Consider the following 25,138-nt stretch of genomic DNA (forward strand, 5'->3'; position numbering starts at 1 on the left):
CGTTAGGTTCGGTCTTCTGCGGCCGGGTACACCCCGAGAATTTTCAGACGCGAAGTGAAATAACCCAGCTCATCGAGCGCGCGTTTCACATGGGCGTCTTCGGGGTGGCCTTCGATATCCGCATAGAACTGCGTCGCGGTGAATGAACCGTCCATGTAGCTTTCGAGCTTGGTCATGTTGACGCCGTTGGTCGCGAAACCGCCCATTGCCTTGTACAGCGCCGCCGGAATGTTGCGGACCTGAAAGATGAAGCTGGTGATCATCATGTCGCCGCGACGCGAAGAATCAGCCTTTGGAGACATGATCAGGAAGCGCGTCGTATTGTCGTGATTGTCTTCGATATGGCGGGCAAGCACGTCGAGACCATAGATTTCACCCGCAAGTTCCGCGGCCAGCGCGGCGGTCGCCGGGTTGCCTGTCTCGGCCACTTGTTTGGCGGATCCTGCTGTATCAGCGCCGGTGATGCGGTGGATGCCATGTTCTTTCAGGAAACTTTTGCACTGGCCGAGAAGCACCGTGTGGCTCATCGCGTGGGTAACCTGATCGAGCGTGGTGCCTGGCACTGCCAGAAGGTTGATGTGCACGCGCACGAAGGCTTCGTCGATGATATGCAGACCCGATTCAGGCAGCAGCGTATGGATATCGGCGACCCGGCCATAAGTGGAGTTCTCGACCGGGAGCATCGCGAGATCGGCGGCACCGGATTTGACCGCGTCGATGGCATCCTCGAAGGTCCGGCAGGGCATGGCCTCCATCTCAGGGCGCGCCTTGCGGCAGGCCTGATGGCTGTAGGCTCCGGGTTCTCCCTGGAAGGCTATGCGATTGGTCATGACGGGACTTTCTGGGTGGTGGGCGAATAGTCGCGGTGTCTATACCTTGCCTCCGGGAAGGGGAAGGCTTAGACAATCGTCCGAAACGGATCAAATGGACTCGCGATCAAATGGACACGATGACCTCAACCAAAGTGGTTGCCTCTCTCTGTGGCGCCTTACTGGTGCTCCTGCTCGGCAAATGGGTAGCGGAAGAATTGTATCACGTCGGAGGTCATGGCGAGGCTGCCTATGTCATCGACACCGGCGCCAGCGATGAACCGGCCGAAGCTGAACCGGAAATCGATTTCACCGAGGTCATGGCATCGGCAAGCGCTGACAAGGGCGCGAATGTTTTCAAGAAGTGTCAGGCCTGCCACAAGCTTGGCGCGGGCGAGAATGCAACCGGTCCGACCCTGCATAACGTCGTTGGCCGCGATATCGCCGGCGTTGACGGATTCGGCTATTCCGGCGCGCTGACCGAGATCGAAGGCGTCTGGGATTACGATCACCTGAACCGCTTCCTCGAGAACCCCAAGGGCTATGCGCCGGGCACTGCGATGGGTTTCGCCGGTCTGAAGAAGGCCGAGGACCGCGCGAACGTGATCGCCTATCTTGAAAGCGTTGGCGACTAACCGTCGAACCTTTCGGAAAATTCATGGGCCGCAGCGTGGTGCTGCGGCCTTTTTTGCATTTTGATGCCGGATATTAGGACGTGTGAGCGCTCTTCACGTTTTCCTTACATAATCTCAACTTGAATGTTGGCGCGCTGGCCAATTAGCCTACGTCAGCAAGCAGCAAGGCGGAGAGAACACCGCCAATGGAGGAAGTGCCCGATGAGACAACCCGCCACCCGTTCGCAAAGCCGTGCCCTGGATCGCAGACCGGTCTTTCATGCCCTGACGGGATTGGTCGTTTGTTTCGCGACTGCGCTGGCACTGGCGGGGATGGCGCGCGGGCAAGAAGCCTCGGCTGAAGAAGGCGAGATGATCGTCTCGCACGGGTATTCCTTTTACGGCGATCTGAAATATCCGGCGGATTTCGAGCATTACGATTACGTAAACCCGGATGCGCCCAAGGGGGGTGAACTGTCCTATGCGGCGCTGGGCACGTTCGATTCGATGAACCCCTACACCGTCAAAGGCCGCCGGGGTGAGTTGAGCTGGATCATGTACGAGAGCCTGCTGGGCGATGGTCCGGCGGATGCCTATGGCGAGGCCTATGGGCTTTTGGCCGAGAGCCTCGAATACCCGGCCACCAAGGACTGGGTGATCTTTCACATGCGTCCTGAGGCCAAGTTTTCCGATGGCACGCCCGTCACGGCAGAAGACGTGATGTTCAGCCATAACCTTTTGTTGGAACAGGGGCTTCCGTCTTACGCGGCGGCGGTAAAAAAGCGCATCCCTCGGGTCGAGGTGCTCGATGAGCATACGATCAAGTTCTACTTTACCCCCGGTATTTCGCGCCGCAGCCTGATTGATCAGGTCGGGGGCGTGCCGGTCTGGTCGAAGAAATGGTTCGAAGAGTCCGGCGCAAGGCTGGATGAATCGCGTATGGAGACCTCGCCCGGTTCGGGGCCCTACATGATCGACCGGATTGATGTGAACCGCCGCATCGTCTACAAGCGGAACCCGGATTACTGGGGCAAAGATCTGGCGATCAACCAGGGCCGACACAACTTTGACAGCATCCGTGTCGAGTATTTCGGCGACGACACTGCGTCTTTCGAGGCCTTCAAGGCGGGGGAATACACGTTCCGCGTAGAGGGAGATTCCAAGAAATGGGCAACCTCTTACAACTTTCCCAAGATTCAGGCGGGTCAGGTGGTGAAAGCGGAATTGCCGGATGGTACGCCGCCTACGCCGTCGGGGATCGTGTTCAACCTGCGTCGCGAGGTGATGCAGGACAAGAACCTGCGCGAGGCCCTGTCTCTGGCCTTTAACTTTGAATGGACCAACGAAAGCCTGCAGTACAACCTTTTCGAACAGCGGGCCTCGTTCTCGCAGGATACGCCGTTGATGGCGACCGGTGCGCCGGAAGGGGCCGAGCTTGAATTCCTGAAATCGTTGGGAGACGTGGTGCCTGCCGAGATGCTGACGGAAGAGGCGCGGATGCCGCATAGCTCGGATGGCTCACGCCTGACCGACCGTCGCAACCTGCGTCGGGCCATGAAGCTGCTGGACGAGGCCGGTTGGCCGGTGGGTAGCGACGGTGTACGCCGCAATGCCGATGGCAAGACGCTGAGCCTGACCCTGCTGTTCAACACGGCTGCCGAGGGCACGCTGGGGGCTATTCTTGAAAACTACGTCAACAACGTCCAGGCGATGGGGATCGACATCACCCTCGAGAAGGTCGACCCGGCGCAATATACCTTGCGCGAACGCGAGTTTGATTACGACCTCGTCTTCGACTCGTACCGTCCTTTCCTTGGCACCGGCACTGGGCTGATGCAGATGTATGGCTCGAGCGAAGCGGCGTTTTCGGTTTTCAATCCGGCCGGTCTTGCCAGCCCGATGGTGGACGCGATCATCGAGGCTTCGCTGATGGCGGAGAATGCCGAGGAAGAAGAGACCTCGCTGCGCGCGCTGGATCGGGCGCTGAGGTTCGAATTCTTCATGATCCCTGTCTGGTACAAGGCGGATTACTGGGTGTCCTATTACGATCAATATGGCTATCCCGAGCCTCTGCCGCCCTATGATCTGGGCTATCTCGATTTCTGGTGGTACGACGCCGAGAAAGCCGAGGCACTGAAGACCGCCGGCGCATTGAGGTAATCGCCAGATGGGCGCCTATATACTGCGGCGATTGCTGCTTATCATTCCGACCCTTCTGGGCGTTCTGATCATCAACTTCGTCCTTGTCCAGTTTGTCCCCGGTGGCCCGATCGAACAGGCCATCGCGCGGGCGCAGGGGCAGGGCGACACGTTCGGATCGTTCGCTGGCGGTCAGGGTGATGCCGGTATGGGCGGGTCCGGCGGCGGGGACCCGCAATCCGAGGAATATATCGGAGCGCGGGGGCTTCCGCCCGAGTTCATCGAAAAGCTTGAAAAGGAATACGGGTTCGACAAGCCGCCGCTGGAACGGTTCGGGCTGATGCTATGGAACTATGCACGTTTTGACTTCGGCGAGAGCTATTTCCGCTCGGCAAGCGTGATCGACCTGATCCTTGAAAAGATGCCTGTGTCCATCTCGCTCGGGCTCTGGTCGACGCTGATTGCCTATATCGTGTCGATCCCCCTTGGCATCCGCAAAGCGGTGCGCGAGGGGTCGCTGTTCGACACATGGACCAGTGCGGCGATTATCGTGGCCTATGCGATCCCGGCCTTTCTTTTCGCGATCCTGCTGCTGGTGCTCTTTGCGGGAGGGTCCTACTGGCAGATCTTCCCGCTGCGCGGGCTGACCTCGGACAACTTTGACCAGCTGACCACGGTGGGTAAGATACTGGACTATTTCTGGCATATCGCGCTGCCGACGATCGCGCTCACGATTTCGTCTTTTGCGACGCTGACCCTGCTCACCAAGAACAGTTTTCTCGATGAGATCAAGAAGCAGTACGTCATCACCGCGCGGGCCAAGGGCCTGTCGGAAAAGCGCGTGCTTTACGGGCATGTGTTCCGCAACGCCATGCTGATCGTGATCGCCGGGTTCCCGGCCGTATTTATCGGCGTGTTCTTTGGGTCGTCGATCATTATCGAGACGATCTTTTCGCTCGACGGTCTGGGGCGGCTAGGGTTCGAGGCTGCTGTAGCGCGGGATTATCCCATCGTGTTCGGCACCTTGTTCATCTTTGGCCTGATGGGCCTTCTGGTGAATATCCTGTCGGACCTGATGTATGTCTTTGTCGATCCGCGGATCGATTTCGAAAAGAGGGAAGGCTGATGGCTCTGTCCCCCCTCAACCAGCGGCGCTGGCGCAATTTCAAACGCAATCGTCGCGCGTTCTTTTCGCTCTGGATATTTGCGGTACTCTTTGGGCTAAGCCTGTTTGCCGAGTTCATTGCCTATGACAAGCCGATCTTGGTTCGCTATCAGGGCCAGTTCTATACGCCGATCTGGAACTTCTACCCGGAAACGGCGTTTGGCGGTGATTTCCAGACCGAGGCGGTCTATCGCGATCCCGAGGTGGAATGCCTGATTCAGACCGGCGGGAATATCGATTGTTTCGATGACCCCGAGGCTCTGATCGTCGATGCGCAGGACGGGGTGATCGACGGTGAAGAGATCCAGAAAGGTTGGACGATCTGGCCGCTGATCCCATACTCCTATGATACGCCGGTGGACCGGCCCGGTGCAGCGCCGCTGCCGCCGAACGGGCAGAACCTGCTTGGCACCGACGATACCAAGCGCGATGTGCTGGCGCGGGTGATACACGGCTTCCGCCTTTCGGTGGCCTTTACCCTGATCGTGACGGTTCTATCGAGCCTGATCGGTATTGCCGCCGGGGCGGTTCAGGGCTTTTTCGGTGGGCTGACCGACCTGCTGTTCCAGCGTTTCATCGAGGTTTGGAGCGCGACTCCGCAGCTTTACGTCATCATCATCATGTTCGCGATACTGGGACGAAAGGTCTGGTTGCTGATCCTGCTGATGGTACTGTTCGGATGGATGGCGCTGGTGGGCGTGGTCAGGGCCGAGTTCCTGCGGGCGCGGAACCTTGAATACGTGCGCGCGGCCAAGGCGCTGGGCGTGGGCAACATGACGATCATGTTCCGCCACATGCTGCCTAATGCGATGGTCGCCACGCTGACCATGCTGCCGTTCATCGTGACCGGCACCATCGGCGCGCTGGCCAGTCTCGACTTTCTCGGCTTTGGTCTGCCGTCTTCGGCGCCGTCGCTGGGTGAGTTGACGCTTCAGGCAAAACAGAACTTGCAGGCACCGTGGCTGGCCTTTACCGCCTTCTTCACCTTTGCGCTGATGCTGTCGCTTCTGGTGTTTATTTTCGAAGGGGTGCGTGACGCGTTCGACCCCAGAAAGACCTTTTCATGAGCCTGCTGGACGTTCGCGATCTGAAGGTGTCGTTCCGGCAGGACGGCAAGGTTACGCAGGCGGTCAAGGGCGTGTCCTTTACCGTCGACCGGGGAGAGACTGTTGCGCTGGTCGGTGAATCCGGCTCGGGCAAATCGGTGACAGCCCTCTCCACGGTGTCGTTGCTTGGTGACAGTGCCGAGGTTGAAGGCTCGGTCACTTACGAAAACCAGCAGATGATCGGCGCGTCGAAGGATTTGCTGCATAAGGTCCGGGGCAATGACATCAGCTTTATCTTTCAGGAGCCGATGACCTCGCTGAACCCGCTGCACACCATCGAAAAGCAGATGGGAGAATCGCTGGCCCTGCACCAAGGGCTGAGCGGGAGCGCGGCGCGAACGCGGATACTCGAACTGCTGAATCGTGTCGGAATCCGAAACGCGGAATCGCGGCTGGGAGCCTATCCGCACCAGCTTTCGGGCGGTCAGCGCCAGCGTGTGATGATCGCGATGGCGCTTGCGAACAAGCCGGCCGTGCTGATCGCGGATGAACCGACCACGGCGCTGGACGTGACGATTCAGGCGCAGATCCTCGAACTTCTGGCCGAGCTGAAGGCGGATGAGGATATGGGTCTGCTGTTCATCACCCACGATCTGGGCATTGTGCGCCGGATCGCGGATCGCGTCTGCGTCATGAAGGATGGCGAAATCGTGGAAACCGGCCCGACGAAGGAAATCTTCGAGAACCCGCAGCACCCCTATACGAAAAAGCTGCTCGCGGCAGAGCCGACGGGCGAGCCCGAGCCGGTTGCGACGGATGCAAAGGTGATCGCGGAAACCGAAAAGCTGAAAGTCTGGTTCCCGATCCAGCAAGGGTTGCTGAAGCGCACGACCGGCTACGTCAAGGCGGTGAACGAGGCAACCCTGCGGGTGCGGGCCGGGGAAACGGTTGGCATCGTCGGGGAATCCGGATCGGGCAAGACCACGCTTGCCCTCGCCATCATGCGGCTGATCGCATCGGAAGGGCGGATTGCCTTTGTCGGGGAAGACGTGCGCAAATGGTCGACGCGCCAGCTGCGGCGCCTGCGTGCTGAAATGCAGATCGTGTTTCAGGACCCTTACGGCAGCCTCAGTCCCCGGATGACCTGTTTCCAGATCATCTCCGAGGGGTTGAACGTGCATAAGGTGGACGCCAGCCGAGATCAGCGGGAACTGGTTGCCGAGGTCATGCGCGAAACCGGGCTGGACCCGCAGACGATGGATCGCTACCCGCATGAATTCTCGGGCGGGCAGCGCCAGCGTATCGCGATTGCCCGGGCGATGGTCCTGCGGCCGAAACTGCTGGTTCTGGATGAGCCGACCAGCGCGCTGGACATGACCGTGCAGGTTCAGATCGTGGAACTGCTGCGCAAATTGCAGCAAAAATACGGGCTGGCCTATCTGTTCATTTCGCATGACCTGAAGGTGGTTCGGGCCATGTCACATCAGGTGATTGTGATGAACCAAGGCGACGTGGTCGAGCAGGGACCGGCGGCAGAAGTGTTTGATCGCCCGAAGGAAGAATACACCAAGACGCTGGTTGCCGCGACCCACTGATCGGGCGCGGCAAGGTCGGCCAAGGGCGACAAGAATTTTGCAGTAAAATTCTTGGGAAAACTTTTGCAAAAGTTTTGGTCGCTCAGATCGCGGAGCTGTGGCCGTGGACGCTCATGTCGTAAAGGTCGAACTGTCGCGCGATCATGCGGGTTAGCGGGCGCATGTCCTTTGGGATGCTGAGGCCCTTGTCGTCCACCTTAAGCCCATTTTCGAACCTCTCGTTCGCCCGATCTAGGAGGCGACGGACGTGGTTCCGTCCGACGCCGAAATCGCGAACCAGCTCGTCGGTTGCGATATGAAAATCACACATGATCATTTCGATCATCCGGGCATGAAGGCGGTCTTCGCTGCTGAGGCTGTGGCCGCGCGTGGTGGCGAAGCTGCCGGACCGGATGCTTCCCACATAGGCCGAGGTGGCCGGAGCATTCTGGGCATAGCCCTGAGGCAGTCTCGAGATCGACGAGGCGCCCAGTCCGATCAGGGCATCAGACTGATCGTCGGTATACCCTTGGAAATTGCGCCGGAGCCTGCCGGCCTTTTGCGCCTTGGCAAGCCCGTCTTCGGGGCGGGCGAAGTGGTCTATGCCGATGGCCTCGTACCCGTCCCATGTCAGCAATTCATGCGCCGTATCGAACAGCGCGAGCCTTTCTTGGGGAGAGGGGAGCGTATCCGAGGGGATCATCGACTGACGCCGGGCCATCCAGGGCACATGCGCGTAGCCATAGAGAGCAATCCGGTCGGGGTTGAGTGACAACAGTTTCTGGACGCTTTGTGTCATCTTTTCCCGCGACTGCCCGGGCAGGCCGAAAAGGATATCCGTGTTGAGGCTTTCGATGCCCTTGTCACGAATCATATCCGCCGCACGCTGCGTGATTTCAAAGCTTTGCTGGCGGCCGATCACTTTCTGGATCTCGGGGTCAAAGTCCTGAACGCCGATCGAGGCGCGGGTCATGCCCATTTCGGCGAGTGCGTCGACACGTTCCGCGTCGAGCTCGTTCGGGTCGATTTCGACGGAAAATTCAGCGTCCCCGGCAAGCGGTGCCACCGAGAAGATCGATTCCGCAAGATCGCGGATCATGTCCCCGCTTAGCAAGGTGGGTGTACCGCCGCCCCAGTGCAGCCTCGATAGGTGGATACCCTTGGGCAAGGTTGCGGCAAGCAACTGAAGTTCCTGCTTCAGCGTCTCAAGGTAACTGACGACGGGCGCCTGTTTCTGGGTGCCTTGTGTCCGGCAGGCGCAAAACCAGCATAGCCGACGGCAAAACGGGATATGCACATAGAGTGAAATTTCACGCCCGGGGGTAAGACCAGCGATCCAGTCGCCAAAATCACCGGGACCGGTGGCGTCGCCAAAGTGGGGCGCCGTGGGATAGCTTGTGTAGCGAGGCACGCGAGCGTCAAATAGCCCCATGCGGGAAAATCGGGTTTGAGTCAGCATGTGCAATCGATATTCGATGTGTTAGATTCGTCTCATTGATCCAGATCAATCGGCTCGGCCTGATGACAGTTGCAACTAAATCTCTTCTTTCAAATTGTGCGGATTGCCCGATCCGTCACCGTGCAGTCTGTGCCCGGTGCGAAGCGGACGAGCTCGCCCAGCTTGAGGAAATAAAGTACTACCGCAGCTTTGAGGCGGGGCAGACGATTGTCTGGTCCAATGACCGGATGGATTTTGTCGCCTCGGTCGTGAGCGGTGTCGCAACCCTGACCCAGACAATGGAAGACGGCCGGACGCAGATGGTCGGATTGCTTCTCCCTTCGGATTTTGTCGGACGCCCCGGGCGCAAGGGTGCGGCCTATGACATCGTTGCCACGACGGATCTTATCATGTGCTGTTTTCGCAAGAAGCCGTTCGAGAAGATGATGATCGACACTCCGCATATCTCGCACCGGCTGCTCGAAATGACATTAGACGAGCTAGATGCCGCGCGGGAGTGGATGCTGGTGCTGGGTCGCAAGACCGCGCGGGAAAAGATCGCGAGCCTTCTGAATATCGTGGCGCGGCGGCAACCGACCTTTTCGCCACATGGGGCCGTGGTCTTTGATCTGCCGCTGACGCGCGAAGCCATGGCGGATTATCTTGGTCTGACGCTTGAGACGGTAAGCCGGCAGATGTCGGCCCTGCGTAAGGCGGGAGTCATCTCGCTTCAGGGCAACCGGCATGTGACCGTGCCGGACATGGCACGGCTGATGGAAGCGGCGGGCGATGACAGCGATGGTGGTCACCTGATCTGAGCAAAACTCCAGCGGGCTGATTTTCAGCAAGCTGCCGGGGTTGTGCGTTACGACGGGGTGTAAGCTGTTTGTTTGGCTGTAGCGCAGCAAAGATTTTCAACTGAACGGGTCCCGTGTGCCGGGCGCGCAAGGCGCGAGCGACCGGAAAGCTGTCATGTTAACTTAGTAAATGTGTCGGAAAAGTGTCGTTTGGCGCGGGTAAATGTCCGATTGTTGGCGCATTTGCGCCGCGAAAATTACACAATTCAAGACAGGATCTCCTCATGTTTCGCCTGATCGTGACCGGCTTTGCCGTCGCTACCGCATTTGCTGCGCCGTCTTTCGCTGCTTCCTTCAACACGCTTTCCGGAGAAGCTCCGCTGGTGATCGCTCATCGTGGCGCAAGCGGATATCTTCCCGAACACACGCTGGCTGCGTATGAGCTGGCGATCCAGATGGGTGCGGATATCGTCGAGCCCGATCTCCAGACCACCAAGGACGGCCACCTTGTCGCGATGCACGACAGCTCGCTGGCCCGCACGACCAACGTGGAAACCGTTCTGGGTGAGCGCAATGGCAGCTACAACGTATCCGAATACACGCTGGCCGAGATCAAGACGCTGACCGTCGAAACCTCTGCCGGTAATAGCTATCCCGGTTACACGCCGTCGATGGCGGAGCCGTTTAAAGTGCCGACTTTCCAGGAGGTCATGGACCTTGTGAAGGCGCATAACACCGCAACGGGCGACAAGATCGGCGTCTATCCCGAAGCGAAAGTGCCGAGCGCGGAAACCATGAACCGCCAGATCCTGACAGAGATGCAGGCCAACGGGTTCACCACCCGCGAAGATAATTCGTTCGTCCAGACATTCAGCGCCCAGGGCGCGGCCGATCTGGCTGCGATTCAGGACGAGCTGGGCATGGATAACCAGATCGCGGTTCTGGGTTATGCGCAGCTGACCGCCGAAGGGTTCGGCGTTTACGACTATCCTACGGGAACCATCAACCAGCTCGCCGATCTCGCACTGTTTGCCGACGGTGTAGGCGTAAACCTTGGCTCGCTAACCTCCGAGTTCATCGTCGCGGCCCATGATCTTGGCCTTGCCGTGCATGGCTGGACCTTTAACCAGTCGACCGAGGAAGATGCCTTGGCAGCTCAGCAGGCTTGGATCGACGCGGGCATGGACGGTCTGTTCACCAACTACACGGACCTGACCCGCGCGATCGTGGACGCGAATGTTTCGGCCGTGCCGCTTCCCGCTGGTCTGCCGCTGATGCTGGCAGGGGTTGGCAGCCTCGCGGTTATCCGTCGTCGTCGCAAAGCCGCCTGATAAAGGTTGTGTTGTACGAGTTCATTGGCCGCCCCGAAACGGGCGGCCATTTTAATGCGCCATGAGCACCGGCACTGTGGCTTTTTCCAGCATGTGCCGGGTCGCGCCGCCAAGTACCGCTTCGCGCAGGCGGGAGTGGCCATAGGCCCCCATGACCAGCATATCGGCGCCGCTATCGGCGACATGGCGGTTCAGGATGTCAGAGACCTTGGGCATGGTTTGCGACAGCACGTCGATCTCGCAGCTGACACCGTGCCGCGCCAGCATCTGGCCGAGCATCCCGCCGGGGTCCGAGCGTTCCGGACCATGCGCGGGCGGGTCGATGATGGTGATCCGAACCCGGTTCGCAGCTTGCAGGAAGGGGATGGACCGGCGGATGGCGTTCAGCGATTCCGCGCTTTCGTTCCATGCCACGACCACGGTCTGTGGCAGCGAAATGGGCTGACCCTTGGAGGGCACAACGAGAACCGGGGCCTGACCGCCGAACAACGCCGCCTCGATTACCGCTTCGGCGTCGCGGTCACCGTGTTCGCCATAAGGCTGCGGCGCGATCACGAGGTCGGTGAAACGGCTGTGGAACGCGACCTGCCGTCCGAGATTGGTCACCGGCACGACGCTTTCCTCGGCGGACCAGCGTATGTCGCTCTTGTTCATGGTCTCGTTCACAAAGGCCAGCAGCTCGGCGGCGTCCGACTGGGCCCTGTCGATGGATTCCTGAAGCACCATCGCCGTGGCACCGGCGTCGTAATAGCCCAATTGGGTGCGATCCAGACCCATGCAGAGGATTTCGGCGTGGCTGTCGAGGCGGTCGGCCAGTGTTGTCATCTGCGCCAATGCCGGTTCGGCCGACTTTCTCTCAGTCACCACGCACAGCAAAGATTTGTATGTCATCAGATTTCTCCCAGAATACGTGTCCACCAGGGCTGTCGATGGCAAGCGGTGGTCGCCCACAATCACTGCCACGGATCAACCGCGTTTTTGTTGACACAGATCAAAGCTGCCTGCCTCCGATTTCAGCAGTATCTGCCGCGAACGGATCTGTCTTGGGTGGCATAAGACTTGCCCAGACCAGAATAAGGGACAAGAAAATGTCTAATTATATCAAGCTGATCGTGCTTGGTGTCATTACCTTGATCGCGATGATGGGAATCAACTATGCGCGCGATCTTGCGTATATGGTCCATGCCGCGATCGTCGTGATCGTCGCCGGCGGGTTGTTTCTTTACACGCTGCGGAACATGGAGGAGCAGGTGGTTCCCGTATCGCAGGGCGACTATTTCGATAGCGTCATCCGCGCCGGGGTCATCGCGACAGCCTTCTGGGGCGTCGTCGGCTTCCTCGTCGGGGTGGTCATCGCCTTTCAGCTCGCCTTCCCCCAGTTGAACTTTGAATTCCTGCAAGGCATCGGCAATTTCGGCAGGTTGCGGCCGCTGCACACATCGGCGGTTATCTTTGCCTTTGGCGGCAACGCGCTGATCTGTACGTCATTCTACGTGGTGCAGCGCACCTCGGCTGCACGTCTTTGGGGCGGTAACCTGGGTTGGTTCGTGTTCTGGGGCTACCAGCTTTTCATCGTGCTGGCAGCGACCGGGTACCTCCTCGGGGCGACGCAGTCCAAGGAATACGCCGAACCGGAATGGTATGTCGATCTGTGGCTGACCATAGTCTGGGTGGCTTATCTGGCCGTCTTCCTTGGAACCATCGTGAAGCGGAAAGAGCCGCATATCTACGTGGCGAATTGGTTCTACCTTTCCTTTATCGTGACCGTTGCGCTTCTCCACGTCGTTAACAACCTGTCCATCCCCGTCTCTATCTGGGGGTCGCGTTCGGTGCAGGTATTCTCGGGTGTGCAGGATGCGATGACGCAGTGGTGGTATGGCCACAACGCTGTGGGCTTTTTCCTCACCGCCGGCTTCCTTGGCATGATGTACTATTTCGTGCCGAAACAGGCGGAACGTCCTGTTTACAGTTACAAGCTGTCAATCATCCACTTCTGGGCGCTGATCTTCCTGTATATCTGGGCCGGTCCGCACCACCTGCATTACACGGCGCTGCCTGACTGGGCCTCGACCCTTGGGATGGTGTTCTCGATCATCCTCTGGATGCCGAGCTGGGGTGGCATGATCAACGGTCTGATGACGCTGTCAGGCGCATGGGACAAGCTGCGCACCGACCCGGTCATCCGCATGATGGTCATCTCGATCGGTTTCTACGGCATGTCGACCTTTGAAGGCCCGATGATGTCGATCCGCGCGGTGAACTCTCTGAGCCACTATACCGACTGGACCATCGGACACGTGCACTCGGGTGCGCTGGGCTGGAACGGCATGATCACCTTTGGTGCGCTCTATTTCCTGACCCCGGTCCTGTGGAAGCGCGAGCGGCTGTATTCCCTGTCGCTGGTAAGCTGGCACTTCTGGCTCGCGACTATCGGTATCGTTCTTTACGCAGCGTCGATGTGGGTGACCGGTATCATGGAAGGCCTGATGTGGCGTGAAGTCGATGCGAACGGTTTCCTCGTCTGGTCCTTTGCCGACACCGTTGCTGCCAAGTTCCCGATGTATGTGACACGCGGTCTGGGCGGAGTCATGTACCTGGGTGGTGCGCTGATCATGTGCTATAATCTCTGGATGACTGTCCGTGCGGCCCCTGCCAAAGAGCAGAGCCTCGCGACAGCTGTCCCGGCCGAATAAGGAGGGCCGAGACAATGAGTGACGAAAAAACACCGAACAACCCCAAGATCAGCGATCCTGAGGACGATCCGAAAGTATCCACTCTCGAGGATATGCCTGATGAGGTGCCGAACGAGCTGCCGCACCACACGTGGTTCCTTGACAAGCACAAGTTCATCGAGACCAACGCGACGCTGCTGCTTGTGCTGAGCTTTCTTGTGGTGACCGTCGGCGGGATCGTGGAAATCGCCCCCCTGTTCTATCTTCAGAACACGATCGAAAAGGTCGAAGGCGTGCGGCCCTATTCGCCGCTCGAGCTGACCGGGCGCGAGGTTTATATCCGCGAAGGCTGCTATGTGTGCCACAGCCAGATGATCCGTCCGATGCGCGACGAGGTCGAACGCTATGGGCATTATTCGCTGGCGGCGGAATCGATGTATGACCACCCGTTCCAGTGGGGGTCCAAGCGGACGGGTCCCGATCTGGCGCGGGTTGGCGGGCGCTATTCGGATGACTGGCATCTGGACCACCTTCGCGATCCGCAGTCGGTCGTGCCGGAATCCGTGATGCCGAAGTACGGCTTTCTCGAGAATACCATCATCGAGGGCGAGTACGTACAGGAGCTGATGGAGACCCATCAATTCGTGGGCGTGCCCTATACCGAAGAGATGATCGTAAACGCCTCGGCCGATTTCCGGGCGCAGGCCGACCCGGACAGCGATTACGACGGCATGCTGGAACGCTATCCCGGCGCGCAGGTTCGTAACTTTGACCGCCAGCCGGGGATTTCCGAGGCGGATGCGCTGATCGCCTATCTTCAGATGCTGGGTACGTTGGTCGACTTCTCGACCTTCACGCCAGATGCCAGCCGCTAAGGGGGACTTGATATGGACATGTATTCAATCCTGCGCGAATTCGCTGACAGCTGGATGCTGCTGAGCCTGTTCCTGTTCTTTGTCGGGGTTGTCCTTTGGGTGTTCCGGCCGGGCAGCAGCAAGACCTACGCGGAGACATCTGAAATCCCGTTCCGCCACGCAGACAAGCCTGCAAAGGAGCCAAGAAAATGAGTAAAGTACCTCCTAAAAAGGCGGGTGATCCGGAAACAACCGGCCATAGCTGGGACGGAATCGAAGAGTTCAACAACCCGCTGCCGCGCTGGTGGCTCTGGACCTTTTACGCGACCATCATCTGGGGTCTGGGCTATACGATTGCCTATCCGGCCTGGCCGATGATCAACGAGGCGACTGCGGGTGTCCTTGGCTATTCCACTCGTAACGAGCTGGTCGAAGATCTGGCCCGCGCCGAAGCGGCCAATGCCGAGATCAACGCCAAGCTGGCATCGGTCGATCTTGCCTCGATTTCGGAAGATCCGGAGCTGACGCAATATGCCACCTCGGCGGGCGGCGCGGTGTTCCGCACCTTCTGCGCCCAGTGTCACGGGTCCGGTGCGGCCGGGGCCAAGGGCTATCCCAACCTGCTGGATGACGACTGGCTATGGGGCGGCGATATCGAGTCCATTCATTACACGATCTCGCACGGGATCCGGAACGAACAGGATTTCGATGCGCGCTATTCGGAAATGCCAGCGTTCGGACGTGATGGCATCCTTGACGGCGAGCAGGTGGACCAGGTTGTCAACTATGTGATGTCCCTGTCCGGTGATCCGCAGGATGCGGCGGCAGCGCAGGCGGGTGAACAGGTATTCGCGGATAACTGCGTAGCCTGCCACGGTGAGGATGCAAGGGGCAACCGCGACATGGGGGCGCCGAACCTTGCCGATGCGATCTGGCTTTATGGTGGTGACTACGATGCGCTGCATGAGACGGTGATGAACGCCCGGTTTGGCGTGATGCCGCCGTGGTCGCAGAACCTTAGCGAAGCGGAGATTCGCGCGGTTGCCTCTTATGTTCACCAGTTGGGTGGCGGCGAATAGCCTTTCGCCACGGATTAAAACGAAAGCCCCCCGATCCTTGGTCGGGGGGCTTTATTTTTGGCCGATCATAGTTTGTTCGGGTCGATGTCACGGGGCGATTGAACAAACCAGTGCCCTCTGGGCAGCCACCGCTTTTTCCTGTCGTGGCGTTTCGGCGTTACATCTCGTACGAGTTCCGTACCGGTACGCGTCGCGGTCATGAAAGATCTGGCATAAATTCCAAGCATTGGTCCTAATCCTAACATTTTTTGTTTCCGATCATTGCCTTTCGACACGCTCATCATTGACTGAACTGTCGATGAATGCGACTTAATGAGATATGCAATATGTAAGTATGATTTACACATGAAGTGGAGGGACATGCCGCCCCTCGCCGGGCTGAGGGCATTTGCCGCCTTTGCTGAAACCGGCAACGTGGTGTCGGCCGGTGAAGAGCTGAACGTGACCCATGCCGCGATCAGCCAGCATCTGCGGGCGCTTGAGCGGCATATGGGCGTGGCCCTGCTGGACCGGAGCGGGAGAGCATTGAGCCTGACCGATGAAGGTAGGCAACTGGCGCATTCTCTCACGGTGGGTTTCGGGGCAATCGCTTCAGTCGTGCAGGAGCTGACCGGGCGCGATGCGGCGCGTCCCTTGCATATTTCGACGACGCCTTCTTTCGCCGCCAACTGGCTGATGCCCCGTTTGCCCGACTTTCGCATGGCAAACCCGGACGTGGAGCTGATGATCGACCCGACGGCAACTGTGGTCGAACTCAATCCGGGTGGGATCGACGTTGCCCTGCGGTATGGATCGGGTGGCTGGGCCGGACTGGACACCGAACTGTTGATCGCCACCCCGATGGTCGTTTCTGGTGCGCCGGAGTTGATTAAAGGCAGAAAGGTCGATGAGCCGAAGGATCTGGCGGAGTTTCCATGGCTTGAAGAACTCGGGACTTCCGAGGCATCGACATGGCTGGAAAGGCGCGGCGTCTCCGGTGCGCTGGCAAAGAACCGGTCACAGATGCCCGGGAACCTCGTGTTGGACGGGGCACGGAACGGTCAGGGGCTTGCCGTCAGCACGCGTCTTTTCGTTGAAGGCGATGTCGCGGCGGGTCGCTTGCAGATCCTGTTCGAAGAACCGGACCACGGGGCCGGGTATCACATCGTCACGCGACCGGGTGTCATGCGCCCGGCTGCGCGCAGTTTCGTGAACTGGCTGCGACGAACGATCTGAAGCCCGTCAGACGATGGTCAGAACGTCCCATAGGCTGTCGACATCCGTGAAATTCTGAAGCGTCAGGCTGCTGTTCTGATCAATCGAGAAGACCGTGTCGCCGCCGGAAACGCTGGCAAGCGCGAGGACGTCCCATGTGGCCGGCGCAGATCCGATCCAGAGGCTTTCGTCAAAGCAGAGCAGATCATTTTGAAAGTCAGTGATGATATCCATGCCGCCGGTGAAGATGAAGGTATCCTTGCCTCGGCCGCCGCTCAGCGTGTCATTGCCGGATCCGCCGGAAAGCGTATCGCTGCCACCATTGCCGATCAGCCGGTCGTCGCCTTCGCCGCCTAGCAGCGTGTCCTTGCGGTTGCCACCCTTTAGGATGTCATTCCCGGCACCGCCGTCGAGATCGTCTTTGCCCGCGTTGCCAAGCAGCTTGTCGTCACCGTCCCGACCGTAGAAGCTGTCATTGCCCTTTTTGCCCTTGAAGAGATTGTCATTCGAATCTCCCCAGACGGTATCGTTATGGGCCGTGCCGATGATCCGTTCGACATCGATGAGCACATCGCCGAGCGCCGCGCCGTCATTCAGATCTGAATTCTGCAGGTCTAGCGTGATGCCGCTGCTTTCGCCAAGGAATATGGCAGTATCGTTTCCTTCACCGCCATCAAGGCGATCGGATCCGCTGCCGCCGTTCAGCTTGTCATTGCCTGCATCGCCTTCGATGATGTCATCGCCATCGCCGCCGAACAGCTTGTCCTTGCCATCGCCGCCGCGCAGCGTGTCCGAGCCCCAGTTGCCCCGGATGACATTGTTGGCCGCGTTGCCGTCGACGATATCGTCGCCGTTTCCTGCGTCGTATTCTTCAATCAGGGTGCCACGGGCGATGTACATGTTGCCGGTGCTGCCGAGCACGTCCGAGACGGATTCAGGGTTCAGGTCGACGACCTGATCGAAATAGTCTTGGGAGAAATTGATCCGGTCACCGCCGTTGGCATCATAGATGGTGAAGGCGACGTATGTATCTTCGAAGACGCTGTCATTCGGGTTGCCGTTCATGACGTCAAAGATCTGACCAAGCCAGCTGTCGCCAAGCGTATGCCCCACACCGTAAACGGTGTCACCGTCGCTGATGCTTCCAGTTGACGCCGCGCCATAGAGCTCCTGCACCGCGACTATATCTGCGGCCATGGCCGAGATCAGCGTTGCATAGCTTGCATCGGTTTCGGTGTTTTCGTCCTGATCGAAGTAGGACATCACCGAGACTTGCCAGCTGTCATTGGCAAAGGTGTTGTTGTTGCCGTAGATCGCGTCGCCGTTGTAATCGCCCAGATGGCCAAGTCCCAACGCATGGCCGATTTCATGAATGAAGGTCTGGAAAGCGTAGGTTCCCATAGTGGCGCCGTATTCGTTCAGCCAGTCCTGACCGACATTAACCTCGGCAAAGCTGGTCGCATCGCCAAGAGCCGAATAGGTGGCATAGGCACCGTTATCCTCATCATCAAAGGTGATCTGGGCGCTGCCCGCCGTTTCTACGAAATCGATATCCGCGACGGCTTCCCATGTTTCGAGCGCCCACTTGGCGAGTTTTTGGCCATCCGTGGTCAATGCGTCGAGATTCACGGTGATGATGTTGCTGGCGCTGGTATCGAAGTGATGCGCGGTGCCGCCATCATCGTTCCAGTAGCCTTCGATCAGGTAGTCGGCCAGCGTATCGAGGTCAGCGGTGATCGGCGCGGCACCGGGCAGCGCCTGCGATTCACCCGCCTGAACATCGACGAGAACTTCGTAACCACCCGTGGCACCAGAATAACCTTGGACCGAGATATAGAACTTGCCGGTTGCAGTGGCCTCGAAAGAAAGGAAGGAATTCGTGCCTTTGCCGCCATCGTCATTCTCGGCAAGGTAATTGCCAGTGGCGCCGTAGATCTTCATGACCGGGTCGGACAGGATTTCGGTCAGATCGGCGGAACCGTTGACCGCGATATCGTAGACGATACCTTTTTTCAGCGAGACACTGATCCAGTCGGCGTCCGAGCTGTCGTTCAGAACGCCGGTGAACCTGTCGCCGACCGAGATTCCGTAGGTGGTGGAAATACCGTCCGCGGCCTCTGCGACCTCGGTTATTTCCTTAGCAGAGACGATGCCCTGATATTCACAAGGGACTACAGGGTGGCGGATCGCCGAACATACCGTACACATACTTAACTACCCACGTTTTACCGTTCTGGTAGTCGGGTTTGATTCAGGCAATTTCAGCCTCTGAATGTGGCAATGCCGTGAAATGTGGATTCAAGCCTTTCGATGCAAAGCTGACTTCGGAATGCTTTTTTTTGACCCATGTCAAAGAGCGCCGATGCTTGGCATGAAATACAAACATCAGAAATTCTGCATTCGATGTGAGTATCGTGACCCAAGCAAGCCAACCGCCAAGTCTTTACGCCGCGAGAGAGCCGATTTTTCCGCGCCGCGTGTCAGGTAAATTCCGAAACCTTAAATGGATCATCATGGCCGTCACGTTGGGGATCTACTACCTGACGCCATGGATTCGCTGGGACCGGGGGCCGAGCCTGCCCGATCAGGCTGTTCTGCTTGATATGGCGAACCGCCGATTCTATTTCTTCTGGATCGAGATCTGGCCCCACGAATTCTATTTCGTCGCGGGCTTGCTGATTATGGCGGGGCTTGGGCTGTTCCTCTTCACCTCGGCGCTGGGGCGGGTCTGGTGTGGCTATACATGCCCGCAAACGGTCTGGACCGACCTGTTCATCCTTGTCGAAAGATGGATCGAGGGTGACCGCAATGCCCGGCTGCGTCTTCACAGGCAAAAGAAATGGGACCTGCGTAAGGTTCGTTTGCGAGTGACGAAGTGGGTTGTCTGGCTGCTGATCGGGCTTGCGACAGGAGGGGCCTGGGTTTTCTATTTTGCGGATGCTCCGACTCTTGCCCGCGATCTGGTAACCGGGCAGGCGGCGCCGATTGCCTATACAACAATAGGTGTTCTGACGCTGACCACCTTTGTTTTTGGCGGTTTCATGCGCGAACAGATCTGTATCTATGCCTGTCCATGGCCACGGATCCAGGCGGCTATGATGGATGAGGATACCCTTGTCGTCGGGTATCGCGACTGGCGCGGCGAGCCTCGCAAACACTCGGCCGAGGTGAAATTGGGTGCAGAGCAGGGCGATTGCATTGATTGCATGGCTTGCGTGAACGTCTGCCCGATGGGGATCGATATCCGAGAAGGGCAGCAGTTGGAGTGCATAACCTGCGCGCTTTGCATCGACGCCTGCGACGACATTATGGACAAGACCGGAAAGCCACGCGGGTTGATCGATTACATGGCCTTGTCGGACGAGCCCCGCGAGCGATCCGGGAAGCCGCCGCGCCCCATCTGGCAACATGTGCTGCGCCCGCGCACGCTTCTTTACACGGCTCTATGGTCGCTGGTCGGCATCGGACTGGTATTTGCGCTGTTCATCCGTGCCGACATCGAAATGACGGTTGCGCCGGTTCGGAACCCGACATTCGTCACGCTGTCGGATGGATCGATCCGAAACACCTACGACGTGCGGATGCGCAACAAGAATGGCGAAGCGCGCGAATTCATCCTGAGCTTGACCGGAGACGACGACCTTGTGGTTCAACTTGAGGGACAGGAAGGCCAGACTGTAGATGTGCCAGCCGATACAACCAGCCTGCAGCGAGTCTATGTCATCGCCCCGCCGGGCACCGAACCGGCGATGCAGGAGAGTTCTCCCTTCCGGCTTTGGGTCGAAGACAGCAAGACAGGCGAACGGGCCTACAGAGACACGACGTTCAATGGCAAGGAGTCCTGACGATGGCGCAACGTGAATTCACTGGCTGGCATGCCGCGGCCGTTTTCATCGGTGCCTTTGGAGTCATCATCGGGGTGAACCTTGTGCTCGCGTTCAGCGCCGTTGAAACATTTCCGGGGCTTGAGACCAAGAATTCCTATGTGGAAAGCCAGCTCTTCGACCGCCAGCGCCGGGCGCAGGAAGCGCTGGGCTGGTCAATTTATGCCAGCGCACGCGAAGGTGAGGTGCAGCTGGATATCACCGATAAAGAGGGCAAGCCGGTCGAGGTCGCCAAGCTGCACGCCGTTCTTGGGCGCGCCACCCATGTGCGGGACGATGTCGAGCCCGACTTTGTGTTCAACGGCACCACCTATGTGGCACCGGTGCACCTTGGGCCCGGAAACTGGAATATCCGCATGACTGCACGGGCGGCGAACGGGGTCGAGTTCAAGCAGCGGGTCATCCTGCACGTAAGAGGCTGAACACGAATGAGAGACGAAGCGCCAAATGCGATCATCGCCTGTCCCGGATGCATTGCCGCGCCGGCTGCAGCGGTCGCAGAGCCGCCTGAAAAGGTGCAACTGGCGCTATCCCTGCCGACCATCCATTGCCAGAACTGCATCACCTCGGTCGAACGTGGGCTGGCGGGGATAGATGGCGTCAAATCCGCCCGGGTCAACCTGACCCTCAAGCGTGTCCTGATTGATGCGGAGCCGAGTGTCATGCCCGGCGTATTGATCGAACGGCTCAAGTATCTGGGCTTTGAGGCGCATGAGCTGGACACGGCGAGCCTTGGCGCGACGCAGACCGATCTAGCCGGGCGCGCCCTGCTGACAAGGCTGGCCGTTGCGGGGTTCGCGTCGATGAACGTAATGCTCTTGTCGGTTTCGGTTTGGTCCGGGGCGACGGATGCGACGCGCGACATGTTTCACTGGATCTCAGCGGCGATCACTCTCCCGGCGATCGCCTATGCCGCACAGCCTTTTTTTAGAAGTGCCTGGTCGGCGCTGCGCGCCCATCGTCTGAACATGGATGTGCCCATCGTGCTGGCGATCCTGCTGGCGCTGGTCACGTCGCTTTGGGAGACATCGCTTTCCGGCGCGCATGCCTATTTCGATGCGGCGCTGACGCTGACGTTCTTCCTTCTCGCCGGGCGCTACCTTGATCATCGGACAAGGGCAATTGCCCGTTCCGCCGCCGAAGAACTGAGCGCGCTCGAAGTGCCGCGTGCGTTGCTGTTGGGCGGTCCGGAACCGAGAGAGGTGCCGGTGGCGGAGCTGAGGCTTGGCGACCTATTGCTGGTCAGACCGGGCGCAAGGATGCCGGTCGATGGCGAGATCGTCGAAGGACGGTCGGAAATTGATCGATCGCTTCTGACGGGAGAGACCATTCCGGTCTTTGCCGAACCGGGCCGGAAAGTCAGCGCGGGTGAGATCAATCTCACGGGGCCTCTGCGGGTCCGGGCAGAGGCGGTCGGGCGCGACACTTCTCTGCATCGACTGGCCGACCTTGTCGCCGTCGCGGAATCGGGCCGGGCGCAGTACAATTCACTGGCGGACGCGGCGGCGCGGCTTTACGCGCCATTGGTGCATATCCTCGCGGCGGCAAGCTTTCTTGGCTGGCTACTGTATGCAGGGGATATGCGCGCCGCTCTTAACATCGCGTCTGCGGTCCTGATCATCACCTGTCCCTGTGCGCTTGGGCTGGCGGTACCTGCAGTAACGACAGCGGCCTCCGGACGCTTGTTCCGCAAAGGGATGCTGATCAAACACGCGACGGCGTTGGAACGGTTGGGGGCGGTGGACCACGTGGTTTTCGACAAGACCGGAACCCTGACGACCGGTAAGCCGGAACTTAGGAATCTCTCGGAGTTCAGCAGCGACGAGCTCGCAGTCGCTGCGGCCCTTGCGCAGGCGTCTTCGCATCCTCTGTCGCAATCGCTGGTTCAAGCTTTTGAAGATGCGCATGTCGTGCCCGCGCCTGTTACCTCGATTGCAGAGGTGCCGGGTTATGGTACGACCGGTCAGATGAAAGGTGGGGTTGTTCGGCTCGGCCGGGCATCATGGGTTGGCGCCGAGCGTCTGGATACGGCCTCCACGGGCGATACGGCGACATGGTTGAGCATTGGCAAGAACCGGCCACCACGCGCATTCTTGTTTTCGGACAGCCTGCGTCCCGGTGCCGAGGAAGCAGTGAGAGCGTTGATGGATCAGGGCAAATCCATCGCTTTGATTTCGGGTGATACCACCAAAGTTGTCCGGTCGATGGCCGACAGGCTGGGCATCACCGACTGGGTGGCCGAGGCATTGCCAGAGGAAAAGGCCGCCCGGATCGAAGACTGGAAAGCATCGGGCAAAAAGGTTCTCATGGTGGGGGACGGGCTGAACGATACGGTGGCGCTTGCTGCGGCGGATGTGTCTATTTCGCCTGCGTCCGCCTTGGATGCTGCGCGCGTGGCGTCGGATATCGTACTGCTGAATCAGGACCTGAGTGTGATTGCCGGGGCGTGCGAGACTGCGAAAATAGCGACGCGGCGGATCCGGCAGAACTTTCGTATTGCCACGGTATACAATGTGATTGCGGTGCCCTTGGCGGTCGCCGGTCTTGCGACGCCACTCATCGCGGCGCTTGCGATGTCGAGTTCCTCGATTACCGTGTCGCTGAACGCATTGAGACTGAGGGGGGCGAAATGAACGTCCTGAGTTATCTGATACCTATATCCGTGACGCTTGGCGCAGTCGGGCTTGCCGCTTTTATTTATACGGTCCGGTCCAACCAGTATGATGATCCGGAAGGGGACAGCAGGCGCATCCTTTCAGACGAATGGGATGATCACCCCAAGACCTGAGCCGGTCCCCGCCTTCCCGGCTCGGTAAGCCGGGAGAGCATGTCCGAAAGCAGCCTGCTTTGGCTCAGCTCGGGCCGACCATAAAACAGGAGACGTTGCGGGCTTGAAGGCGACGACAGGCGAGATCGGCGCTCTCGCGTGTCATTCCAAGGAAGTTGGCATCGAACCCGCGCGGTGATTGCACGACTTTCCGCAGGGTACCGTCAAGCGTCGCCATTTCCGTCAGAGCCATCTGAAGCAGCACTTTTTCCGCCTCGTACCGGCTGCCATAGCGGCCGACGTTGATCCCCCAATGGTGTCCGCCGGAGGTGGACAGGCGGGTTACGATTTCCTGAGAGGCTTCCTCTGTTGGTGTCGTCGAGGCGAGGATGAGATCCTGAGGACGAGCGGTAGGACGCAGCACCGCGTCATCCGAAACCGAGGCCGAAGCGACCAGCGAAGCGGCGTCGGACGGGCGCTTTTCCTTGGGGGCAGGCTTGGCCGGTTGCGCGGCGCTGCCCAGTCCGGCAACGGCGGCATCGATACCCGCTTGCAGGGTGGAGCTCGCCTCGACTGCCGTATCGACCACGGCCTGCGCAACTTCGATCGAAGGCACGGTTCTGGCCACCGGACGCAGGCTGGATTTGACCAACCCCGAGACGCGGATCGACTTTCCGGTCGGAATGGAATCGTCGGCACCTGCGACATAGTTGGGGCGATCGGGCTTGCGCAGCGGTGCGCGCGAGGGGGCACGGCGGAAGCCGATGTCAAGCAGCTCGGCGACCCGCGCGTCGCGTGTCGGTGTCGATTTTCCGCCGAAAACAGTTGCGATGACGCGTTCGTTGCCGCGTTCGGCAGAGGCGACGAGGTTGAAACCTGCCGCACGGGTATAGCCGGTCTTGATGCCGTCAGCGCCCTTGTAGCTGCGCAACAGCCGGTTGTGCGAGGTCACAGTCTTGATCCCCGCATGCGCGGACTGGCGCGAGAACAGATTGTAGTATTGCGGGTAATCGTAAAGCAGGTGCCGGCCCATGATCGTCATGTCATGGGCAGTGGACAGGTGCCCTTCCTCGGTCAGGCCATGCGCGTTCTTGAATGTCGTGCGCGTCATCCCAATCGCTTGTGCGGTGCGGGTCATTCGCCGGGCGAATGCGGCCTCACTGCCGCTGATGGCCTCGCCGATTGCCGTGGCCGCATCGTTGGCGGATTTGATAGCGGCGGCGCGGATCAGGTAGCGGAAGGCGATGGTCTGCCCCGAACGCAGGCCCAGCTTTGACGGCGGTTCGGAGGCTGCGTGCTTGGAAATCCGCACCTTGGTATCAAGGGTGATCTCGCCGTTACGAATAGCCTCGAAGGCGACGTAGAGCGTCATCATCTTAGTGAGCGAGGCCGGATGCAACCGCGTGTCGGCATTCGTCGAATGCAGCACTTCGCCGGTTCGGGCGTCGATAACATAATCGGCGTATGGCGCGGCCATAACGCTGATCGGAAGGATCACAAGGAACCAGATTGCTGCGAAAAAATACACGCCCATCCGGGCCGGGCTGATGCGCCGTACCTGCACGATAAATTGCCTCTGTCTGCCTCATGTCGCCGATTTTCCGGCTGACCTTTTAAGTTGTGGCCAAAGTACCATAAGAAATAACTAAAATAAACCCGTCGGTTGAGCGATTGAGCGGAAATTCGGCGCTAGAAAAATGCTACATCTGGGGGTGACTAAATAACGGGCAACCAAACCAGCGATTATGTCAAAATTATGATTTCTACCCTTCAAG

At 59.1% G+C, this 25,138-nt stretch carries 21 protein-coding genes; 16 read left to right on the forward strand and 5 right to left on the reverse strand.

Annotated features, from left to right (window positions below; all coding sequences use genetic code 11):
• Window positions 1-2: 2 nt before the first annotated feature.
• Window positions 3-830, reverse strand: coding sequence for a prephenate dehydratase (locus MF268_RS18800; RefSeq protein WP_238372400.1), 828 nt, complete (start codon window positions 828-830; stop codon window positions 3-5).
• Between the two features lie 110 nt (window positions 831-940).
• On the opposite strand from MF268_RS18800, the gene MF268_RS18805 reads away from it, so the two are divergent.
• The 5 genes from MF268_RS18805 to MF268_RS18825 all read left to right on the forward strand — a co-directional run bounded on the left by MF268_RS18805 (window position 941) and on the right by MF268_RS18825 (window position 7,368).
• Entirely contained in the window at window positions 941-1,444 is a 504-nt protein-coding gene (locus tag MF268_RS18805; protein ID WP_238372401.1) for a c-type cytochrome, read from the forward strand.
• 312 nt (window positions 1,445-1,756) lie between these two features.
• Window positions 1,757-3,583, forward strand: a complete 1,827-nt coding sequence (locus MF268_RS18810) for an extracellular solute-binding protein (RefSeq protein WP_238372556.1) — start codon at window positions 1,757-1,759, stop codon at window positions 3,581-3,583.
• A 7-nt stretch (window positions 3,584-3,590) separates the two neighbouring features.
• Complete coding sequence (locus MF268_RS18815) at window positions 3,591-4,688, forward strand: microcin C ABC transporter permease YejB (protein ID WP_238372402.1); 1,098 nt, start codon at window positions 3,591-3,593, stop codon at window positions 4,686-4,688.
• Window positions 4,688-5,794, forward strand: coding sequence for an ABC transporter permease (locus MF268_RS18820; protein WP_238372403.1), 1,107 nt, complete (start codon window positions 4,688-4,690; stop codon window positions 5,792-5,794). The genes MF268_RS18815 and MF268_RS18820 overlap by 1 nt, the downstream gene beginning before the upstream one ends.
• Entirely contained in the window at window positions 5,791-7,368 is a 1,578-nt protein-coding gene (locus tag MF268_RS18825) for an ABC transporter ATP-binding protein (protein ID WP_238372404.1), read from the forward strand. Before MF268_RS18820 ends, MF268_RS18825 begins: the two co-directional genes overlap by 4 nt.
• An 82-nt stretch (window positions 7,369-7,450) precedes the next feature.
• On the opposite strand, the gene hemN is transcribed toward MF268_RS18825, so the two are convergent.
• A complete protein-coding gene (gene hemN, locus MF268_RS18830) occupies window positions 7,451-8,806 on the reverse strand; it encodes an oxygen-independent coproporphyrinogen III oxidase (RefSeq protein WP_238372405.1) in 1,356 nt (451 codons plus the stop codon).
• Between the two features lie 62 nt (window positions 8,807-8,868).
• Here hemN and fnrL point away from each other — a divergent pair, with 62 nt between their 5' ends.
• Together fnrL and MF268_RS18840 are read left to right on the forward strand one after the other, a co-directional pair.
• Window positions 8,869-9,603, forward strand: a complete 735-nt coding sequence (fnrL, locus tag MF268_RS18835) for a transcriptional regulator FnrL (protein WP_238372406.1) — start codon at window positions 8,869-8,871, stop codon at window positions 9,601-9,603.
• Between the two features lie 263 nt (window positions 9,604-9,866).
• Window positions 9,867-10,913, forward strand: coding sequence for a glycerophosphodiester phosphodiesterase family protein (locus tag MF268_RS18840; protein ID WP_238372407.1), 1,047 nt, complete (start codon window positions 9,867-9,869; stop codon window positions 10,911-10,913).
• 51 nt (window positions 10,914-10,964) lie between these two features.
• Here MF268_RS18840 and MF268_RS18845 read toward each other — a convergent pair whose 3' ends face one another.
• On the reverse strand, window positions 10,965-11,804 hold the full coding sequence (locus tag MF268_RS18845) for a universal stress protein (protein WP_238372408.1): 840 nt from the start codon (window positions 11,802-11,804) through the stop codon (window positions 10,965-10,967).
• Between the two features lie 197 nt (window positions 11,805-12,001).
• Between MF268_RS18845 and ccoN the strand changes: the two genes are divergently transcribed.
• The 5 genes from ccoN (at window position 12,002) to MF268_RS18870 (ending at window position 16,733) form a co-directional block, all read left to right on the forward strand.
• Window positions 12,002-13,606 (forward strand): cytochrome-c oxidase, cbb3-type subunit I, encoded by a 1,605-nt coding sequence (ccoN, locus tag MF268_RS18850; protein ID WP_238372409.1) that lies wholly within the window; start codon window positions 12,002-12,004, stop codon window positions 13,604-13,606.
• 92 nt (window positions 13,607-13,698) lie between these two features.
• Window positions 13,699-14,460, forward strand: a complete 762-nt coding sequence (gene ccoO / locus MF268_RS18855) for a cytochrome-c oxidase, cbb3-type subunit II (protein ID WP_238372557.1) — start codon at window positions 13,699-13,701, stop codon at window positions 14,458-14,460.
• Window positions 14,461-14,472: 12 nt separating this feature from the next.
• Window positions 14,473-14,652, forward strand: coding sequence for a cbb3-type cytochrome c oxidase subunit 3 (locus MF268_RS18860; protein WP_238372410.1), 180 nt, complete (start codon window positions 14,473-14,475; stop codon window positions 14,650-14,652).
• The gene (gene ccoP, locus MF268_RS18865; RefSeq protein WP_238372411.1) at window positions 14,649-15,518 is read left to right on the forward strand and encodes a cytochrome-c oxidase, cbb3-type subunit III; all 870 of its coding nucleotides are present in this window, start codon (window positions 14,649-14,651) and stop codon (window positions 15,516-15,518) included. Before MF268_RS18860 ends, ccoP begins: the two co-directional genes overlap by 4 nt.
• 345 nt (window positions 15,519-15,863) lie before the next feature.
• Window positions 15,864-16,733 carry a LysR family transcriptional regulator gene (locus tag MF268_RS18870; RefSeq protein WP_238372412.1) on the forward strand — a complete coding sequence of 290 codons (870 nt, stop codon included), beginning with the start codon at window positions 15,864-15,866 and terminating at the stop codon, window positions 16,731-16,733.
• Between the two features lie 6 nt (window positions 16,734-16,739).
• Here the strand turns inward: MF268_RS18870 and MF268_RS18875 are convergent, their stop codons facing one another.
• Window positions 16,740-18,920 carry a M10 family metallopeptidase gene (locus tag MF268_RS18875; protein ID WP_238372413.1) on the reverse strand — a complete coding sequence of 727 codons (2,181 nt, stop codon included), beginning with the start codon at window positions 18,918-18,920 and terminating at the stop codon, window positions 16,740-16,742.
• Between the two features lie 197 nt (window positions 18,921-19,117).
• Here MF268_RS18875 and ccoG point away from each other — a divergent pair, with 197 nt between their 5' ends.
• Genes ccoG through ccoS form a run of 4 tightly spaced genes read left to right on the forward strand, consistent with a single transcriptional unit; the run spans window position 19,118 to window position 23,384 of the window.
• Window positions 19,118-20,557, forward strand: coding sequence for a cytochrome c oxidase accessory protein CcoG (gene ccoG, locus MF268_RS18880; RefSeq protein WP_420485446.1), 1,440 nt, complete (start codon window positions 19,118-19,120; stop codon window positions 20,555-20,557).
• 2 nt (window positions 20,558-20,559) lie between these two features.
• The gene (locus tag MF268_RS18885; protein WP_238372415.1) at window positions 20,560-21,018 is read left to right on the forward strand and encodes a FixH family protein; all 459 of its coding nucleotides are present in this window, start codon (window positions 20,560-20,562) and stop codon (window positions 21,016-21,018) included.
• Window positions 21,019-21,024: 6 nt separating this feature from the next.
• Complete coding sequence (locus MF268_RS18890; protein WP_238372416.1) at window positions 21,025-23,229, forward strand: heavy metal translocating P-type ATPase; 2,205 nt, start codon at window positions 21,025-21,027, stop codon at window positions 23,227-23,229.
• On the forward strand, window positions 23,226-23,384 hold the full coding sequence (gene ccoS / locus MF268_RS18895; RefSeq protein ID WP_238372417.1) for a cbb3-type cytochrome oxidase assembly protein CcoS: 159 nt from the start codon (window positions 23,226-23,228) through the stop codon (window positions 23,382-23,384). The genes MF268_RS18890 and ccoS overlap by 4 nt, the downstream gene beginning before the upstream one ends.
• A 64-nt stretch (window positions 23,385-23,448) precedes the next feature.
• On the opposite strand, the gene MF268_RS18900 is transcribed toward ccoS, so the two are convergent.
• On the reverse strand, window positions 23,449-24,897 hold the full coding sequence (locus MF268_RS18900; RefSeq protein ID WP_238372558.1) for a D-alanyl-D-alanine carboxypeptidase family protein: 1,449 nt from the start codon (window positions 24,895-24,897) through the stop codon (window positions 23,449-23,451).
• Window positions 24,898-25,138 lie beyond the last annotated feature (241 nt).

This window comes from Heliomarina baculiformis, from assembly GCF_019966545.1.
Lineage (GTDB): Bacteria > Pseudomonadota > Alphaproteobacteria > Rhodobacterales > Rhodobacteraceae > Heliomarina > Heliomarina baculiformis.

Bases quoted from the DNA above. Each gene is read 5' to 3' on its own strand.
- ccoN (WP_238372409.1), top strand. From the start codon at position 12,002: ATGTCTAATTATATCAAGCTGATCGTGCTTGGTGTCATTACCTTGATC.
- fnrL (WP_238372406.1), top strand. From the start codon at position 8,869: ATGACAGTTGCAACTAAATCTCTTCTTTCAAATTGTGCGGATTGCCCG.
- MF268_RS18900 (WP_238372558.1), bottom strand. From the start codon at position 24,897: ATGGGCGTGTATTTTTTCGCAGCAATCTGGTTCCTTGTGATCCTTCCG.
- ccoS (WP_238372417.1), top strand. From the start codon at position 23,226: ATGAACGTCCTGAGTTATCTGATACCTATATCCGTGACGCTTGGCGCA.
- ccoO (WP_238372557.1), top strand. From the start codon at position 13,699: ATGCCTGATGAGGTGCCGAACGAGCTGCCGCACCACACGTGGTTCCTT.
- MF268_RS18805 (WP_238372401.1), top strand. From the start codon at position 941: ATGGACACGATGACCTCAACCAAAGTGGTTGCCTCTCTCTGTGGCGCC.
- MF268_RS18845 (WP_238372408.1), bottom strand. From the start codon at position 11,804: ATGACATACAAATCTTTGCTGTGCGTGGTGACTGAGAGAAAGTCGGCC.
- MF268_RS18860 (WP_238372410.1), top strand. From the start codon at position 14,473: ATGGACATGTATTCAATCCTGCGCGAATTCGCTGACAGCTGGATGCTG.
- MF268_RS18890 (WP_238372416.1), top strand. From the start codon at position 21,025: ATGAGAGACGAAGCGCCAAATGCGATCATCGCCTGTCCCGGATGCATT.
- MF268_RS18885 (WP_238372415.1), top strand. From the start codon at position 20,560: ATGGCGCAACGTGAATTCACTGGCTGGCATGCCGCGGCCGTTTTCATC.
- MF268_RS18800 (WP_238372400.1), bottom strand. From the start codon at position 830: ATGACCAATCGCATAGCCTTCCAGGGAGAACCCGGAGCCTACAGCCAT.
- MF268_RS18870 (WP_238372412.1), top strand. From the start codon at position 15,864: ATGAAGTGGAGGGACATGCCGCCCCTCGCCGGGCTGAGGGCATTTGCC.
- MF268_RS18825 (WP_238372404.1), top strand. From the start codon at position 5,791: ATGAGCCTGCTGGACGTTCGCGATCTGAAGGTGTCGTTCCGGCAGGAC.
- MF268_RS18840 (WP_238372407.1), top strand. From the start codon at position 9,867: ATGTTTCGCCTGATCGTGACCGGCTTTGCCGTCGCTACCGCATTTGCT.
- MF268_RS18820 (WP_238372403.1), top strand. From the start codon at position 4,688: ATGGCTCTGTCCCCCCTCAACCAGCGGCGCTGGCGCAATTTCAAACGC.
- hemN (WP_238372405.1), bottom strand. From the start codon at position 8,806: ATGCTGACTCAAACCCGATTTTCCCGCATGGGGCTATTTGACGCTCGC.
- MF268_RS18810 (WP_238372556.1), top strand. From the start codon at position 1,757: ATGGCGCGCGGGCAAGAAGCCTCGGCTGAAGAAGGCGAGATGATCGTC.
- MF268_RS18875 (WP_238372413.1), bottom strand. From the start codon at position 18,920: ATGTGTACGGTATGTTCGGCGATCCGCCACCCTGTAGTCCCTTGTGAA.
- ccoP (WP_238372411.1), top strand. From the start codon at position 14,649: ATGAGTAAAGTACCTCCTAAAAAGGCGGGTGATCCGGAAACAACCGGC.
- MF268_RS18815 (WP_238372402.1), top strand. From the start codon at position 3,591: ATGGGCGCCTATATACTGCGGCGATTGCTGCTTATCATTCCGACCCTT.